This is a genomic window from Gluconacetobacter aggeris, assembly GCF_014174395.1.
GTDB classification, from domain to species: domain Bacteria; phylum Pseudomonadota; class Alphaproteobacteria; order Acetobacterales; family Acetobacteraceae; genus Gluconacetobacter; species Gluconacetobacter aggeris.
This window is the reverse complement of record NZ_JABEQD010000014.1, coordinates 1-16,815: the sequence shown is the minus strand read 5'-3', so window position 1 is coordinate 16,815 and position 16,815 is coordinate 1. Positions and strand designations below refer to the sequence as shown.

At 65.0% G+C, this 16,815-nt stretch carries 13 protein-coding genes and 1 pseudogene; 3 read left to right on the top strand and 11 right to left on the bottom strand.

The window, feature by feature from the left end:
• Nucleotides 1–19 precede the first annotated feature (19 nt).
• The 6 genes from HLH36_RS16035 to HLH36_RS16010 all read right to left on the bottom strand — a co-directional run bounded on the left by HLH36_RS16035 (nt 20) and on the right by HLH36_RS16010 (nt 7,199).
• The gene (locus HLH36_RS16035; RefSeq protein WP_182987342.1) at nt 20–2,392 is read right to left on the bottom strand and encodes a TonB-dependent receptor; all 2,373 of its coding nucleotides are present in this window, start codon (nt 2,390–2,392) and stop codon (nt 20–22) included.
• A 36-nt stretch (nt 2,393–2,428) separates the two neighbouring features.
• Nucleotides 2,429–2,731: an NIPSNAP family protein gene (locus HLH36_RS16030; RefSeq protein ID WP_182987341.1), complete on the bottom strand. Its 303-nt coding sequence runs from the start codon at nt 2,729–2,731 to the stop codon at nt 2,429–2,431.
• A gap of 27 nt (nt 2,732–2,758) precedes the next feature.
• Complete coding sequence (gene argE / locus HLH36_RS16025; RefSeq protein WP_182987340.1) at nt 2,759–3,913, bottom strand: acetylornithine deacetylase; 1,155 nt, start codon at nt 3,911–3,913, stop codon at nt 2,759–2,761.
• A gap of 149 nt (nt 3,914–4,062) precedes the next feature.
• Nucleotides 4,063–6,585, bottom strand: a complete 2,523-nt coding sequence (locus HLH36_RS16020) for a topoisomerase (RefSeq protein WP_182987339.1) — start codon at nt 6,583–6,585, stop codon at nt 4,063–4,065.
• A gap of 82 nt (nt 6,586–6,667) precedes the next feature.
• Nucleotides 6,668–6,940, bottom strand: a complete 273-nt coding sequence (locus HLH36_RS16015) for a hypothetical protein (protein ID WP_182987338.1) — start codon at nt 6,938–6,940, stop codon at nt 6,668–6,670.
• The gene (locus HLH36_RS16010) at nt 6,921–7,199 is read right to left on the bottom strand and encodes a hypothetical protein (protein WP_220792891.1); all 279 of its coding nucleotides are present in this window, start codon (nt 7,197–7,199) and stop codon (nt 6,921–6,923) included. Before HLH36_RS16010 ends, HLH36_RS16015 begins: the two co-directional genes overlap by 20 nt.
• An 86-nt stretch (nt 7,200–7,285) precedes the next feature.
• On the opposite strand from HLH36_RS16010, the gene HLH36_RS16005 reads away from it, so the two are divergent.
• Together HLH36_RS16005 and HLH36_RS16000 are read left to right on the top strand one after the other, a co-directional pair.
• Nucleotides 7,286–8,062 (top strand): S24 family peptidase, encoded by a 777-nt coding sequence (locus HLH36_RS16005; protein ID WP_246376953.1) that lies wholly within the window; start codon nt 7,286–7,288, stop codon nt 8,060–8,062.
• Between the two features lie 118 nt (nt 8,063–8,180).
• Nucleotides 8,181–8,354: a hypothetical protein gene (locus tag HLH36_RS16000; protein ID WP_182987336.1), complete on the top strand. Its 174-nt coding sequence runs from the start codon at nt 8,181–8,183 to the stop codon at nt 8,352–8,354.
• Between the two features lie 55 nt (nt 8,355–8,409).
• On the opposite strand, the pseudogene HLH36_RS19900 reads toward HLH36_RS16000, so the two are convergent.
• The 5 genes and pseudogenes from HLH36_RS19900 to HLH36_RS15980 all read right to left on the bottom strand — a co-directional run.
• Nucleotides 8,410–8,514 (bottom strand): annotated as a pseudogene (locus HLH36_RS19900) (thioredoxin); the annotation flags it as partial.
• 10 nt (nt 8,515–8,524) lie between these two features.
• Nucleotides 8,525–9,991 (bottom strand): xylulokinase, encoded by a 1,467-nt coding sequence (gene xylB / locus HLH36_RS15995; RefSeq protein WP_182987335.1) that lies wholly within the window; start codon nt 9,989–9,991, stop codon nt 8,525–8,527.
• A 145-nt stretch (nt 9,992–10,136) separates the two neighbouring features.
• Nucleotides 10,137–10,283 carry a hypothetical protein gene (locus HLH36_RS15990; RefSeq protein WP_182987334.1) on the bottom strand — a complete coding sequence of 49 codons (147 nt, stop codon included), beginning with the start codon at nt 10,281–10,283 and terminating at the stop codon, nt 10,137–10,139.
• A complete protein-coding gene (locus tag HLH36_RS15985; protein WP_182987333.1) occupies nt 10,280–10,843 on the bottom strand; it encodes a cytochrome b in 564 nt (187 codons plus the stop codon). Before HLH36_RS15985 ends, HLH36_RS15990 begins: the two co-directional genes overlap by 4 nt.
• Nucleotides 10,844–10,980: 137 nt before the next feature.
• The gene (locus HLH36_RS15980; RefSeq protein ID WP_182987332.1) at nt 10,981–12,213 is read right to left on the bottom strand and encodes a diguanylate cyclase domain-containing protein; all 1,233 of its coding nucleotides are present in this window, start codon (nt 12,211–12,213) and stop codon (nt 10,981–10,983) included.
• 543 nt (nt 12,214–12,756) lie between these two features.
• Here HLH36_RS15980 and HLH36_RS20110 point away from each other — a divergent pair.
• On the top strand, nt 12,757–16,815 hold a 4,059-nt coding region (locus HLH36_RS20110; protein ID WP_182987331.1), incomplete at its 3' end, for a beta strand repeat-containing protein.

Here is a 16,815-nt window from a genome sequence, read left to right as displayed (position 1 = left end):
GTTCCTGGACCTGCCGCCCTCAAAACCCCGTGCTGACCGACGCCACCGCCGCAAATCCACCGCCGATCGTATAGAGCGGCGCGGAGGCGTTGATCATGTGCCCATGCAGGCCCATGACGGGGCGGGCATTCGTTCCGACACTATACAGACCAGAAAGCCAGTCATTGGCACCGATATTCATGAAATTGAGCTGGATCTGCGGATGCTTGGCAAAGCCCACATTCCGGAACCGGTAGCCCAGGCCCAGATTCGCGGTCTCGTAAGCCGGGATCTTCTCGTCGTTCATGAAGGTCGAATATTGCGAACCGACATAGTTGAACGTGAAGGTTCCGAACAGGGACCCGTCATCGTACGACAGGCCCACCGCCGCGGTAAATTCCGGGCTCTGGATCGCGACCTTGCCGGCCGTCGGCAGCACGTCGCCGCCGGTGACGAAATTGTTATCCATCGTCGCGTGCAGGTACTGGGCCGAGACATAGGGGCTGAAATGATGCCACGGGCGCAGCCCCAGTTCGATCTGGGCCCCCCGTATGGTCTTGCCGCCGGCATCCAGCACGGTCGGAATCGGCACCTGGTCGATAAACGTCGTCGACTGGACCTGATAATTCACCAGATTATAATTGAACAGCGCCAGTGAGACATTCACCAGCCCATGATGGCGATAGCCGATTTCCTCGCCGATCGCATATTCGCCCTTCAGCCGGTTCACCACCGTGACCGGCCCCGGCTTTGCGGTCGAGAATAATTGCGCATAGGCCTGCAACGATTGCGGAGCCCGGTAGGACGTCGTCCCGTCGACGAAGATCTGGTCTTCCGGCGTGATCATGTAGCTGACCGAGACCTGCGGCAGCGGCTGGGAATAGCTTCCCCCGCTGGTATAGTCGGCACCGGGAATGTTGTTGGTCAGATGCCGCGACAGCATCATGTATTTGAAACCCGCGTTGATCTTCAGCTTCCCGTTCAGCAGCGACAGCGTATCGTCCAGATACAGCGTGTTCATCTGCTGCCAGATCACCAGATCCAGCGTGCGATAGGTCCGCCCGTCCGGCAGGCGCACCGGATACTGCCCCCATTGGTTGGAGACATTGCCCTGATAATCCGCCAACTGGTATTCGATCGGCTCGGACATCGACATATAGGAATAGATGTCGCCGAACCGGAAGGTATTGATACCATGGCTCCAGGTCAGGCCGGTCGACAGCGTGCCCGTGCGCTGCGGCACCGGATTGACGTATTTGGCCGTCACCATCCCCGACGCGTTGGCATAGGGCAGGTTCAGATTGCCGGCCGGCATGGTGCCGAACCAGCTCCTGGCGTTGCTGAATGTCGTACCTGCTCCGTAATATTCGAGATAATGCAGGTAGGACGGCGTGGCATCCAGCGTCAGCCCCTTCGCCAGCGTGAAGTGCAGCGGCGCCATCACCATATAGGTCCGCCGGTCATAGGTCAGGAACTTGTAGTAGTTCGTATCGCCGAAGCTGTACTGACCGTCGTAATTCAGCGACGGCCCATATTGCTTCCATTGCGCCATCGTCACGGGCCGATAGCGGTTGGTATCGTTGTTATCGAACGAGAAGACGACCGAAGCCCTGTTGCCGTCTCCCCATTCCTTCAGTGCCTTGGCATCGATGTGCATCTTGCGCTGGGTGCCCACGCCCCGCCACTGGTCCTGAGTCCCGTTCGAGAACGAGACGAACGCCTTGACTCCGCTATGCCCCAGATAACCGGTGTCGATCCGGCCGAATTCGCGCTGCAGCGATTTGGAACCATAGCTCAGATTGACCATCCCCCCCGCCTTGTCGGCAGGGTCGCGCAGCGTCATGGTGATCAGGCCGCCGACATCGCCATAGAAGGGCGCGCTGATGTCGGGCGCCCCCTGCGACAGGGTCATGGACTGGATATTCTCGGTATCGGCCGCGTTTTCGGTATACGGGATATAGGTTAGCGAATCGTTCAGCGCCACCCCTTCATACACCACGCCGATTTCGGTCTGGTTCAATCCACGGATGGAAACATTGTCGCTCGACGCTCCCAGCGGGTCCTGGCTGGAAAAGACCACGCCAGGCAGGTTGCCCAGCAGCGCCATCCCGTTGGTCGTCGGGCTCTGGCGGGCGATATAGTCGCGGGTGATGCCGCTCTGGACCCTGGGGGCCGTCTGCATGGGCATCAGGCCGCCGCCCGGCGTGGTATTGGTCACCCCCTGATTATTGCCCAGATTGGCGTTGACGACGATGCTTTCCGCGGATGCGGCCGGCGCGGCGGCGGCCGGACGAAGGGGGGCATGCGCCGGCGGATGACGGGGCGCCGGCTTCCGCGGTGCCTGGGCCTGCACGCCGCCGCACGCCAGACAATACATTGCGAATACAAAATAATAAATCCTCGACGTTTTCATGTTTGCAACTCCGCTGCATAAACCCGCGTCATTCCGTTATGATAGAGATATCGACTTCAGGAAGATGCTTTCCTGGAAGGTGATGAATCCGATGATCTTTCTGTTGAAATCCTGCCATTGCGGATTCGCGGCCAGAAGCTGGCGCTGGCGGTCCCTCTCGACGAAACTGTCATAGGACCAGATGAAGGATATCGTGTTCAGCACGCCGCTTTCATGCGTCCAGCATCCCACCAGCGTCGCGTAGCGGCTGATGATGGGATAGCCCTCGGCCTTGTAGAGCGATATGAATTCCGCCATGCTGCCGGGAACAAGGCGATATTTTCTTTCTTCGCTGATCATGCTGCCATTCTTTCCATGAATCGTGCTTCACCCGTCCAGGGCGCCGAAGGCGGCGCTCAAGGCGGGAATGGCCCGCGCGCAGGCATCGAGCTGCGCTCCGTCGATCCATTCATCTGGCTTGTGCGCCTGGGCGATGGAGCCCGGACCGCATATGATCGTGGCGATTCCGGCCTGCTGATAGACGCCGGCCTCGGTCGCATAACTGACGCCGCCCTCACGTTCCACGCCCAGCGTCCGGCACACCCAATCGGCAAGGGCCGCATTGCCGCCCCGGCCCAGGGGCGGATACCAGCCGACTTCCGAGATCGAGAAGGCGCATTCCCCTCCCTCTCCGGACGTGGGAACGATCACGTCATTGATATGATCAGACAGCTTCGCCAGGCTGCGCTGCGGCACATCCTGCGGGATGCCCCGCCATTCGACTTCGAATCCAGCCAGTTCCGGAATGATATTGACCGATATCCCTCCCCATATCCTGCCGACATTCATCGTCGAATAAGGCGGCGCGAACAGCGTGTCGAACGGTCCGTCCGCGATGGCGGCACGCGCCTGCGCACCCAGCCACGCCACGGCCCGCGCGACGGCGTCGATCGCATTGAGCCCCGCGGCCGGGTTACTGGAATGGGCCGGCCAGCCGGTCGCCTGCACCAGCGCCACCAGCTTGCTCTTCTGGTCCGTCACCACCCGCATGCCCGTCGGCTCGCCGACAATGCACGCCGCCGGCAGCAGGGACTGATCCGCCAAGTCCGCCGCCAGCAACCGGGCGCTCTCGGCATTGACCTCCTCGTCATAGGTCAGGAGCATATGCACCGGAAATGGAAGATCCATCCGGCACAGTTCCGGAATCGCCGACAGGCAGCAGGCGACGAACCCCTTCATGTCGGTCGCTCCGCGTCCCTGCAGCCGCCCCTCCCGCCGCGTCAGGATGAACGGATCGCTCGTCCAGGCCTGCCCCTCGACCGGCACGGTATCCAGATGACCGGCAAAAGCCAGGCCGCCGCCACGCACCGCACCCACCACGATATGCAACGCGTGCTTGTCCATGTCGGGATGCTTCAATGTCCGGACATGTGCCCCCTGTGCGTGCGCATATTGGGCGATGAAGCGCGCAAGGTCGCGATTGGAACGGGAACTGACCGTATCGAACGCCACGAGCCTTTCCAGGATGTCCACACAATCCATTCTCATCTCCATCCCGATCGGAATTCGGTGGCGATCAGGAACAATCCACGTCAAGAACCATTGCGGCGACGCATATCCGGTTCAAGGTGAATTTCGAGAACGGTTGTTGCTGTTCCGCTACCCGTCCACCCCGCCCCTCGCTCCGCCGATCACACCCGCTCCACCGCCCAGCGCTTCACCCCACCATGCGCCATCCCGCATTCCACAATCCGCAGCCCGTCGATCACCCGCCCTCGGCGGGCGAGAAACCAGCGCCCCAGCCGGCGGGAATTGACGCGTCCGGCCGGCGTCCCGGCAATGCGCAGCAACGCGTCCCGCAACTCCGGATGTCGCATGCCATCGCGATACCCGGCGGCATCCTGCCGCTCCAGCGCCGACAGATCCTCGATCTCCCGCACCGTGCGCCCGCAATGCCGGCCCACCCCCGCCGCCTCGGCCAGCAGCCCCAGCATCTCGCGCAACTCGCCGCGCTCCGGGTCGTCCTCCCGCGCCGCCTGCATGCTCAGGCACGGATCGGCCCGCCCCAGCCACACCAGCGCCGCCCGCACGGTGCGGCTCCACCCTTCGAACGAGGCCAGCGGCGGCAGATCCACCTCCGCCCCACTCCCCATCCACGCACGCAGGATCGTCAGGCACGCACTCACATACGCCCCCCGATCGGCCATGATGTCGGCCACCGGGTCACGGGCGAAACGCCGCAGCTCCGGCTGCTCGATCCCGGCATCCAGCGTCGCCAGCAGCGCCCGGCGCGTCATGTCGCCGCGCACGCGCAGCGCATTGCCGGTGGCAAAGATCACCGCCCGGTTCTCGATCTCGACGCTGGAAGACGCCCCCAGTTCACGCAACCGCAGGATCGGCCGCTCCGTCGCCTGGCACAGCAGGTCCCCGCCCAGCTCCTCGTTCACATTGTCCAGCGACATGATCGGATAGCCCGCCAGCAACAGCCCGGTCAGGCGCTTTTCCATCTCCGCCACGTCTTCCCCCGCGCTGGTCACCGGGCACACCCGCCCGGTCGCGATCACACTGGCCAGGTCGACCAGAAAACTCTTGCCCGACCCCGGCGCATTGGCCCGAAAGGCAAAGAGCGGGCTGACCGGCATCATCCCCCGCACCACACTGGTCAAAATCGCCGCCAGCGCCACCGACCGATCGGCCTCGGCCGCGAACGGAAACTCCACCAACAGCCCCTCCAGCCGCGCCAGCCCGTCCCTGGCCGCCGCCCGCGTCGGCTCCGGCAGCCTCAGCTCCAGCGTCGGATCATCGACATGATACAGCCGCGTCGCCGCGTCATAGCCCGGCGCCATCAGCACCGATCCGTCGGGCCGCAGCGTCGGCGTGGTAATCACCCCCGCCAGCACCGGAAAGGGCCACGTCCCCGCCCGGCTCAGGATCACCTGCGCCGCCGCCGCCGGCGGGTCGATCGCCTTCCACCCCTGGCTGCGCCGGTCGAACCGCCGCCACTCCACCACCTGGCACAGCAGGTCGGTCAGCGCCGGCACGCCGATATCCATCAGGCATGCTGCCTGCGTCAGCCGCCCATCCGCCGCCGCCACCTCGCGCCGCCCCGGCCGCGCCAGACGGGTGCCACGCTGATAAACGGGCGCATTCGCCGCCACCAGCGCCCGCTCGCCCGCGCTGGCCACCAGGTCGATCTCCCCGCCCCGCACCGCGATCGGCTCCAGCCCGGCCACCCGCCGCGCCACCGCCGGCCCGCCCCGCGTCCCGGCGCGCTTCACGCTGGTGCCGCACAGCACCGGCCCCACCCGCTCGCACAGCCACGCCCGCGCATCCGGCACGCGCAGGTCCGCCGCATCGTCCCCCGGCTCCAGGTCGCCAACATCCACCAGCCGCACCGTCGCGGCAATCCCGCCCAGAATCGCCGCAATCTCGGCCGCCGCCTTGGCCCCCGGCGCGTCATGGTCGGGCCACAGAATCACATGCCGCCCCGCCAGCACGCTCCAGTCGGCGCGGCCCACATGCCCGCTGCCCGCCGTCCAGGTCACGCACGCCATGCGCGGAAACAGGCATTGCGCGGCATCGGCCGCCTTCTCGCCCTCGCACACCAGCACGGTGCGCGCCCGCATCACCCGCTCCAGCCCGTACAGCGATCGCGGCACGGCGGCATGGCGCGGATGCCAGCCCGTCCGCTCGCCCCCCTCGCCCCGCAGCGTGCCCCAGGTCAGCGGCATGATCCGCTTGCGCGCATGCGCGGTGGCATCCCGCCGCACCACATAGCGCATCACCCGCCCGGCCGCATCGCGATAGGCATAGACATGGTCCCACCCATCCAGATCCGGCATCGGCGCCCCCGGCGGCGGCACGGCCGGGCGCCAGTCCTCCTCATCCGACGCACCCCGGACGACAGCCGCCCCATCCCCTATCCCCAACAATGCCCCCAGCTCCCGCGCCGCCCGCACCCGGTCATCCCGCGCATGCAACGCCGCATACAGGCTGATCGGGTCTCCCCCGCGCGGCCCGTCGGCAAAATCCGCCCATCGTCCCGTGCGCAGATTGATCGACAGCGACCGCCCCGGCGCATTGTCCAGGCCGCCCACCACCCATTCATCGCCACGCCGCCGTCCCGCCGGCAGCCAGTCCGCCACCAGCGACGGCCAGTTCGCCAGCGCCGCCGCGTTGATCGCGTCGAACGGAATTCCTGCCGTTCCGGTCATGATTTTTCCTTTTTTAGCAGCAGGGCTCCGCCCTGCACCCGGAAGGGGACAGTCGTCCCCTTCACCCCTGGTCGTTGGGGGATCAGCATTCGGCCCGGCAGGTTGGGCACAGGCGCAGGAAGGGTGAGGCCACCTGAAATGCCGCCCGGCAGTTCAGGCACCTCCGGTCGATCAGCTTCGGCGCCACCCGCTTCTTCCCCGCCCTCGGCGCCCGGCGGCGATAACTCAGCCGGTCGCGAATGGTCTGCACCCGCATCTCCAGCGCCTGCGCCACCTGCGTCACCCGCAGCCCCTGCGCCAGCAGCGCATCCACCTGCGGGTCCAGCCGCGCCCAGTCATATTTCGATGGCCTCATCACGCCCCCCAGCCTCATTCGGGCAGACCGGCCGGTTTTCCCCATCCCGCGCACGGGCATCGCGCATACAGGCCACGACACGCACCCGCGTGGCCCGCCGCACCTCCCGCCCCGCCCGCATCTCATGGACGAAGCGCGGATCATTCATCGCCAGCACGCCGAAAGCCGTGGCCGACAGGCCGCTCTCCGTCAGGAAGCGCTCGATGACCGCCAGCAGGGGATCAGGCCGATAGGAAGAGAAAACAGGATCAGTCTGCATGAATAGGGAGAATAATAGGCATATTCCTGCCGTCAAGAGGATATATCCTATTGGGAATTCCCTATTCCGCCCGGTATAATAGGGGCATGTCGGTCCTGACCCCCTCCCGCTACGCGCTGCTCAGGCTGATCGCCGACGCAGGCAGCAACCTGAAGGCGGAATCGCTCGCGCTGGGGCGCAACCACGCCTATCTCCAGCAATATATCCACAAGGGCACCCCCCAGCGACTGCCCGAGGACGTGCGCGAGGCCCTGGCCCGGCGCTTCGGCGTCAGCGCCAACGTGTTCCGCGACGATACCGACCCGAACTGGGAACCCCTGGCCCCCGGCGCGCTGAACGGCACGGACCAGTCCCGCCGGCCGCACCTGGCCGCCCCCCGCGCCCCGTTCGGGGCCGCACCGATCGAGCACGATCCCCCGCCGACCGAGGGCCTGTTCCGCATTCCCGAATATAATGTGGCCCCGCAGGCCGGCCCGGGTGCCGTGCCCAGCCATGTGGCGGTCGAGGACGGCCCCCAGCCGGTCGATCACTGGTTCCTGCCCCGCCGCTTCCTCGGCGCCTTTACCGACAGTCCGGAATCCCTGGTGGTCCTGCGCGTCGCGGGCGACAGCATGGAACCCGACTACCAGGCCGGCGAACGGGTCCTGGTCGATATGGGCCACCGCACCCCGTCGCCACCCGGCGTCTATGTGCTGTGGGACGGGTTCGGCCTGGTGCTGAAACGGCTGGAAATCGTCTACGGCGCCACCGACCCGGTCATGGTCCAGATCATGAGCATCAATCCCGGCTACCCGACCTACACCCGCGCATTGGACGAGGTGCATATCAACGGCCGCGTGGTCGGAAAATGGGTCTGGAAATGATCCCACCATCCGATCGGACGTTTCCGCCCCGGACTGGCCATGATTCCCTGTCAGCCTGATCGGGCGCGGATATCCCCGATCCGGCGACTGATGGAGATCAGATGAAGGAGATCAGAGCATGACAAGAATGATCCGTTCCGCCTGCGCGCTGCTCGCGGTGCTGACGCTGGCAGCCTGCGTCTATGAACGCCCGCCCTATCGCGGCTGGCATCGCGGCCATCACGACGGCCATTACGGCTGGTACGACGATCGCGGCGGCTGGCGCGGCGATTACTATCACCACCGCTACTGATCGGATTTTTCCGATCGGACCGGGCGGCAGACAGGCCGCCCGGACATCGCTCGCTTCAAACCAATCGTGCCACCCAATCGGCAACCGCATCCCCACTCCAGATCGCCGGCTCAACCAGCCCGTCGATCATGAAGGTCGGCGACACATGAATGCCGTTCTGCCAGCCCACCCTACGGAGCCGGCGGCGGCAGATCCGACAGCGCGGGATACAGCGCCCGATAACGCGGCAGCAGCGCGCCATAGGCCGCCTGCAACCCGGCATCCGGGTCGACCGTCCCCACACGCTCCGGCGGCAGGCACAATTCGGCCACCGCCTCCCCGGTCACCGCCAGCCGCGCCAGCCGCGCGGCACCGAACGCACCGCCCTGCTCGCCATGCGCCAGACGATGCAGGCGAATGCCCATCACCGCCGCCAGAATGGTCAGCCACGCAAGACTGCGCGAGCCGCCACCGATCACATCGGCCTGCGCCAGCACCGACCCGGCCCCGGCCAGCCCGTCCAGCGCATCGCGCAGCGAAAACGCGACCCCTTCCAGCACCGCCTGCGTCATCCGCGCGCGCGTGGTGCCACGATCCAGCCCGACAAACGCCCCCCGGATGGCGGCATCATTATGCGGCGTGCGCTCGCCGGACAGATACGGCAGAAACAGCAGCCCCGACGGCCGTTCGATCACCTCCGGCAGTTCCGCCAGCAATTCGGCCTCGCTCCGCCCGGCAACCGAGGCCCACCACGCCAGCGAGGACGCCGCCGACAGCGTCACCCCCATCTGGTGCCACATCCCCGGCACGGCATGGCAGAAAGCATGGATCGCCGAGACTGCCCCCGGCCGGAACCGGTCCGTCGTCGCCCACACCACCCCCGACGTACCCAGCGAGACAAAGGCATCCCCCGGCCGCACCGCCCCCAGCCCGACCGCCCCGGCGGCATTGTCGCCCGCCCCGCCGGCCAGCACCGGCGGCACGTCCATCCCCCACCGTTCCGCCAGATCCCCACGCAGCGTCCCGGCCCGATCCGTCCCCTCGCACAATGCCGGCATCGCCGCGCGCGAAAGGCCGGTCGCCGCCAGCGCCGCCTCCGACCATTGCCGGCGGCCGACATCCAGCCACAACGTGCCGGACGCGTCCGACATCTCCTCGATCATCTCGCCGGTCAGCCTGTAGCGCAGCCAGGCCTTGGGCAGCAGGACATGCCGCGTGGCACGAAAGATATCCGGCTCATGCCGCGCCACCCACAGCAGCTTCGGCGCGGTAAAGCCGGGCATGGCAATATTGCCGGTCACCGCCCGGCTTTCGGGAAAACGCTGCTCGAACACCGCACATTCGGCGCTGGCCCGCACATCGTTCCACAGGATGCAGGGCCGCAGCACCCGCCCGCCTCCATCCAGCAGCACGGCACCATGCTGCTGCCCCGACAGGCCGATGCCCCGCACGGCGGCAACCGCGCGCGGATGGCTGTCGCGCAACGCATCGATGGCGGCCAGCAGGGCCCGCCACCACGCCTCGGGGTCCTGCTCGCTCCAGCCCGCATGCGGCGACTGGCTGGTCAGGGGCTCCGTGCGGGTGGCCAGCACAGTCTGCGCCTCATCGACCAGTACCGCCTTGATCCCGGATGTCCCCGCGTCAATGCCGATATACATCGTCCCGCTCCCACCCTGTCCGGACAGCACGCGGCCCGACGATAGCCCACCCACAGCTCGACACAAAATCCGCAATATCCAGACGGGATCGGAGGACTCTACAAACGCACCACCCGTGGCTCACCTCGGGCAGAAGACCGACCCCTCACGGCGCGCCATAACCGGCCCCGCCATCCAGATAGGGCCCGGCCGCGCGATGCCCATGCCCCATATTCCCCCGCCCCCCGCATGCCGCCAGGGCCAGCAGCAGCGTCAGGACCAGCATGCGTGGTGCCATCCGCATCGGCCTCACGCCCACATCCGGCGCAACACGCCGTCCCGTACGACCCGCACATGATACAGCACCGCCGCCACATGCCCGGCTGCCAGGATCATGATCGCCCAGGCCAGCCAGCCATGCGCGCTGCCGAACAGATGATGCGTCGCCTGCGACATCGGCCCGAAGGGCGAATGGATCACGGCGCCGAACGCCGTCACCGGCCTGCCGCCCGACCAGCGGGCCAGATAGCCCAGCCCGATCTCCGCCCCCAGCGCCAGATACAGCACGCCATGCATCGCCGGGGCCGCCCATCCGGCCAGCCCGTCCCCGACCGGAAAGCGGATCGCCCGCCCCCCGGTCACGCGCCAGGCCACCCGCATCACGAACAGCGCCGCCAGCAGCACCCCCAGCGACAGATGCGCCGACACGATCGGCCCATGCAGCGCCAGCGGCACCCGATGCATCAGCTCACCCAGCACGAACTGCGCCAGGACCAGCCACGCGCACGACCAGTGCAGCCACCGCGTCTCGATACTGTAGCGAACCGGCGCGCCGGCCTCTCCGATCGATCCCGGCATCCCCATCCCGTCCATGCGTCCACGCTCCCGCTGCCTCGGCTCCGGTCGAGGGGACAGGATTCCATGAAACCATCATCCTGGGAATGATCCGCGAAAGGCACGAAACCAGCCCCTCAGAGCCTGTTTGGAACTGCGCGGTTTGGTCACTCTATTTATAATATCCCATTCCGATATGCCAATTGCACTGCCTCCACTCGGGTATCAACCTCCAGTTTCTGGTACACGCGCCGAATAAAATTACGCACCGTATGTCGCGAGACCTCCATTTCATGGGCGATCTCATCGACGGTACATCCTCGGGACATGTGACGAAGCGCCTCCGTCTCACGCGGAGAAAGGGGGAGCATGCCTGGTTTTGTCCGGCCAGGGACTGGATACGCCGGCGATTCAAGGCCGATGGCGGGGTGCTTCCCGCCATTGAACGTCGACGCCATGACGCGCGGTGAACGCCCTTCTTTCCTTTTGGCTGTCTGCAGCGCCAGATCCGCCTGCGCATACACCGCTTCAGCCTCATGATCCTGGAACTGCCGCACGAATACGATACCTAGGGAAACGCTGAGGGGAACAGGCACGCCGTTCCAGAAGACAGGCTCTCCCAGATGAGAGAACCGATCGCGCGCACGCACTTCCAGCAACGGCTCGTTCGCCCCATTGCCCAAAACCATGGCAAATTTGCCACCGCCAAGGCGTGCCGTGAACGTCCGATCCGCGTAAGCGGTCAGCAACCGTCTGGCAAACGCGATCAGACAGGCATCTCCGGCAGCAAGGCCCCAACGCCGATTGATTTCCCCCAGATTGTCCAGATCCAGCAGCACCAACGCCCCCGGCGGCGCAGACATTTCGGAACCATCGGAACGATCGAGAAAACGCGCCTGAAAGTGCGTCCGGTTAGCAAGGCCCGTCAACGCATCATGCTCGGCCAGGCGACGCAACTGCTCCCAATGCTGCCGCTCGGCGGTAATATCCTGCTTCATGCCGTACAGCGTAACCGCACGGCCATTTTCCACCTTCGTGCCCGCTTTCAAGCGAATCCACCGGTTCGTACCATCCGGACGAACGATCCGCGCCTCCAATGCAAATGACGTCCTGCTCGCAATCGCGGCTGAACGCAACTGCTCCAGCATGAGCCGACTAGGCTCCGCATACATGGCAACGGCATCGCCCCGCTCAACACTCTTGTCACGCGGCAAGCCAAAGATATCGAATACCGCTGGCGTCCACGAGAGCCTTTCAGTGCGCAAATCGCAAGACCACGCCCCTATTCCCGTTAATTCCAAAGCGCTTTTCAACAGGTCATCAAATGACTCTTCATGTATTGTCTGATCATTTGATAATGGGCACATATGCAATCCACAATTTCTTACAGAACTCTGCCTGAAATCCATCCACAAGCGTCAAGATTCCCAATCGGGAGGTCATGTTACGTGCAAAAATTCTGCCGCATGTGGCCTGATCGGGCCATATACAAGGTCTCCATCCGCACGTAACCTCTTTAAGGCTAATCAACTAGAATATAATGGAAAAAATTTTCATCTTTTCCACCGGGAACCGACCCGACAGGAAATCGAAGGACGAAATATCGCATCCTTCTGCCACTCTTCACGGTGAACCCACCTTCAGAGGGGTCGGTTTTCGGCGCCGATCCCGCCTCCAGCAGGGTTGATGTTCCATGCCGGCCCCCATTCCGAGGCAGGAATTTCATGAAAGCCATCATTGCAGATTCCCCCATCAGAAGCCACCAATGGGCATTCCCCGCACCATTGCGAAGAATACTTGTGTCGCAACAGGGTAACCATAAAGTTCATACAGCATGAACTCGGCTTGAACGAACGATATTTATTTTCATATGGATAAATTATACTGCAATTTATCCTTCAATCCGCAGAATCTTTCTTCTACTGGACCACAGCCCGATGCACGCCCCTTGCATGATCTCCAGGCCGACGGCCACGCTTACCCTTGCGCGCCGTCATCAGACTTCGCTTCGGCTTGCGCTCATCGGCTTTTCCATCCTGACGCCGGTTTCGGCCTTCGCCCAGGCCCTGCCGACAGGCGGCGCCTATGTCGCCGGCTCCGGCACGATCGCATCGGCCGGCGCCACCACCACCATCACCCAGTCCTCGGCCCGCGGCGTCATCAACTGGCAGGGCTTCTCCATCGGGGCGGGCGGCACGGTCCAGTTCAACAACGGCAGCGGCGCCACGCTCAACCGGGTGACCGGCAGCCAGATGTCGGCCATCCAGGGGCGTCTTGGCGCCACCGGATCGGTGTTCCTGATCAACCCCAACGGCGTGGTCATCGGGCCGAAGGGCACGGTCGTCGCCGGCGGCAGCTTCGTCGCCTCGACGCGCGACACGCCCGACAGCGCCTTCATGAAAGGCAACGCCGTCACCCTGTCCGGTACGTCGTCGGGCACGGTGAAGAACGAGGGGCACATCACCAGCACCGGCGGTAACGTGGTGCTGGTGGGTCGATCCGTCACCAACGGCGGCACCATAGAGGCGACAGGCGGCACGGTGGCGCTGGCGGCGGGCGACAAGGTGGTGCTGAGCGAGGCCGACGGCCCCGACGGCATCTATGTGGTTGCCGACGCCAAGGCCAAAGGCGACGTGACGAATACCGGCCGCATCAGGGCGGCGGCGGCCACGCTGGCCTCGGCCGGGGGCAATGTCTACGCGCTGGCCGGCAACCGGCAGGGCCTGGTCCAGGCCACGGGCACGAAGACCGTCGACGGCCAGGTATGGCTGACCGCGCCGAACGGGTCGGTGACTGTCGACGGCACCACGGCGACGGCGACCAACGAAGATGGGTCGGGGGGAACGATCCGCGCCAATGGCGGCACGGTCACGGTCGGCGGCCAGGCCACGCTGTCGGCCTCGGCCGCCCGCCCCGGCGCAAAGGGCGGGCGGGTCCTGGTCGGCACCGACGCACCGGGTGGCGTCAACCTCGCACGCCGCACCACCATCGCCGATGGGGCGACGGTGGCCGCCACCGGCAAGGGCGGCGGCAAGGGCGGCATGATCGAGACCTCGGCCCACACGCTGGCGCTGGGCAAGGCGTCGGTGAATGCCGGGGTGGGCGGAAGCTGGCTGCTGGACCCCGACGACCTCACGATCGACACCTCGGCTGCCAGCACCATCGACGCCGCGCTCAATGCCGGCACCGATGTCACGGAACAGACCTCCTCCAGCACTGCCTCCAACATCAACGGCGCGGGCACGAGCACGTCCGGCAGCGGCGACATCAATGTCAACGCGCCCCTGAGCTGGAGCGGCGCGGGCGCGTTGACGCTGTCCGCCTACCATTCCATCACGCTGAACGCCGGCATCACGATCAGCGGCTCGGGCAAGCTGACCCTGACGACCAACAACAATGCCGGCGGCACCAGCAGCAGTGACGGCACGGTGAATTTCGGCACCAACGCCATCCAGTTCACCAGCCCGACCATCACCGCCGCCACCGCCACCGGCAGCAACAGCCCGCTGACCATCAACGGCACGCCCTACACGCTGGTCGCCAGTGCGACCGACCTCCAGGGCATCGGCACCACAGGCAATTACGCCCTGGCCAGACCGCTCGATCTGAGCAGCTTCGGCACATTCACCACGATCGCGTCAAACTACGCCACCCCTTTCCTCGGCACATTCGACGGCCTGGGCAACACCATTGCCCATCTGTCCATCAACGGCGGATCGAACACGTATGCCGGCCTGTTCGGGTTGGTCGGCGACGGCACAGGCAACGGCCTCGGCGTGGTGCAGAATGTCGGGCTGGTGGCCGCCACCATTACCAGCTCGAGCGCGAGCTTTGTCGGCAGCCTGATCGGATGGAATAACGGCACGGTCAGGAACGTCTACATGACCGGGTCGGTCTCAGGTGCGAACACGGTCGGCGGCCTGGTCGGGCACAGTTCCTATTATGGCACGATCACAAATGCCTACACAGCCGGAACCGTCTCCGGTTCAAGCACCGTCGGCGGCATGGTCGGAGAAAATGACGGCACGCTCAATAACGCCCACGCAACCGGAAACGTGACGGGCACAGGCGCATACGATGTCGGCGGCCTGGTCGGATACAATACCGGCCAACTCAGCAATGCCTACGCAACCGGGGCCGTGTCGGGCTCGGGAACCATCGGCGGCCTGATCGGACAAAACCAGAACTTTGTCAGCAACGCCTACGCAACCGGGTCCGTAACGGGCTCGGGCACAGGCATTGTTGGCGGACTGATCGGACAAAACGACAGCATAATCAGCAATATTTACGCAACCGGCACCGTGTCGGGCTCAGGAGCCATCGGCGGCCTGACCGGACAGAACGACGGCATGATCAGCAACGCCTACGCAACCGGAGCCGTGTCGGGCTCAGGAACCATCGGCGGCCTAGTCGGAAAAAACACCACCTGGGTCGGCTCCAGCGGCTCGATCAGCACCGCCTACGCGAGCGGAACCGTATCGGGCTCGGGCACCCTCGGCGGCGTGGCCGGAGAAAACGACGGCACGATCACCAATGCCTATTTCGATACGACCCCCTCCGGCTTGACACTCGGCGTCGGCGGCGACGGCTCCTCCGCCCTCATGGGCCTGACGACGGCACAATTGGCCAGCGCTCTGCCCGGCGGATTCGATCCATCCATCTGGGGCAATCTGAACAACCAGACGACGCCTTATCTCCTCGGATTCACCGCCAACCAGCAGACTCTGTCGGGCAGCAACACGGTCTTCGGCGCCACGGCCGGTGCGCCCGTGACCGTCATCCTGTCCGCCTCGGGCCTGCGAGCAATCGACAGCAACCTGTCCCGCAATTACGGACTGGGCAACGATATCGACGCCACGCCTCTGGGAAATTTCAATCCTCTTGCGGAGAGCACCCCGTTCACCGGCATTTTCTATGGGGCGAACCACACCATCGCCAATCTGACGATCAATGACGCGACGGATCAGTATGTAGGTCTGTTCGGGCAGATCGGCCCGACCGGCACCGTGACGAATGTCGGCCTGGCAGGCGCGTCTGTCGCGAACACGTATTCCGGCTACGCCTCAGTTGGCGGGCTGGTCGGATATAACAATGGCACAATCAGCAATGTTTTCGTTTCAGGAACGATATCGAGCCCAGGTAACGGTTATTCCGATAGTGGCGGATTGGCCGGAGACAACGCGGGCACGATCAGGAACGCTTATGCGACGGCTTCGGTATCGGCGGCAGGGGATTACACCTATGCCGGTGGGCTGGTCGGAGGGAATGACGCCACGATCAACAACGCCTATGCGACAGGCTCCGTCACAGCCACCGGCTCCAGCAGCCTTGTCGGCGGCCTCGTCGGAGAGAATGGCGCCACGATCAACAACGCCTATGCGACAGGCTCCGTCACAGCCACCGGCGGCGGCTCTGTCGGCGGGCTCGCCGGACAGAGCACGGGCACAATCACCAACGCCTATTTCGATACAACCACCTCTGGCTTGACGCTCGGCGTGGGCGACGGATCGTCGTCGTCCGGCATCACTGGTCTGACGACGACGCAATGGGCATCCGAGGGGCCCACGGTCGCAGGCAGCCCATACAGCTTCAGCACCCCAGGCGATTGGGTGTCCGGCTCTCCCTATCCGGTCCTCAGAGCGCTGCCTTATGTCGTTATTACCGCTCAGGGAAGCCAGACCTACGGACAGAACGCGGTAACCTTTGCCCTCACCTCCATTCTCGACCAGAACAATCTGGACGCATCCGGCAAGGTTGACGCGACGGCGCTGACCTGGAGCAGCACCGGTCTGACCAGCACCAGCAGCGCCGGCAGTTCTGTCCCGCTGATCGGCCATGGCGTGACAGCCCCAGGCTATCAGATCGCCTATGCGGGCACCGATACGGTGATAAAGGCCGCGCTGACCATCACGGCCGACGGTCAGTCCTCCACCTATGGCCAGACCCCGTCGCTCGACCAGGGCAGGTTCACGACCAGCGGACTGGTCACGGCCAACCACGACACCGTGACC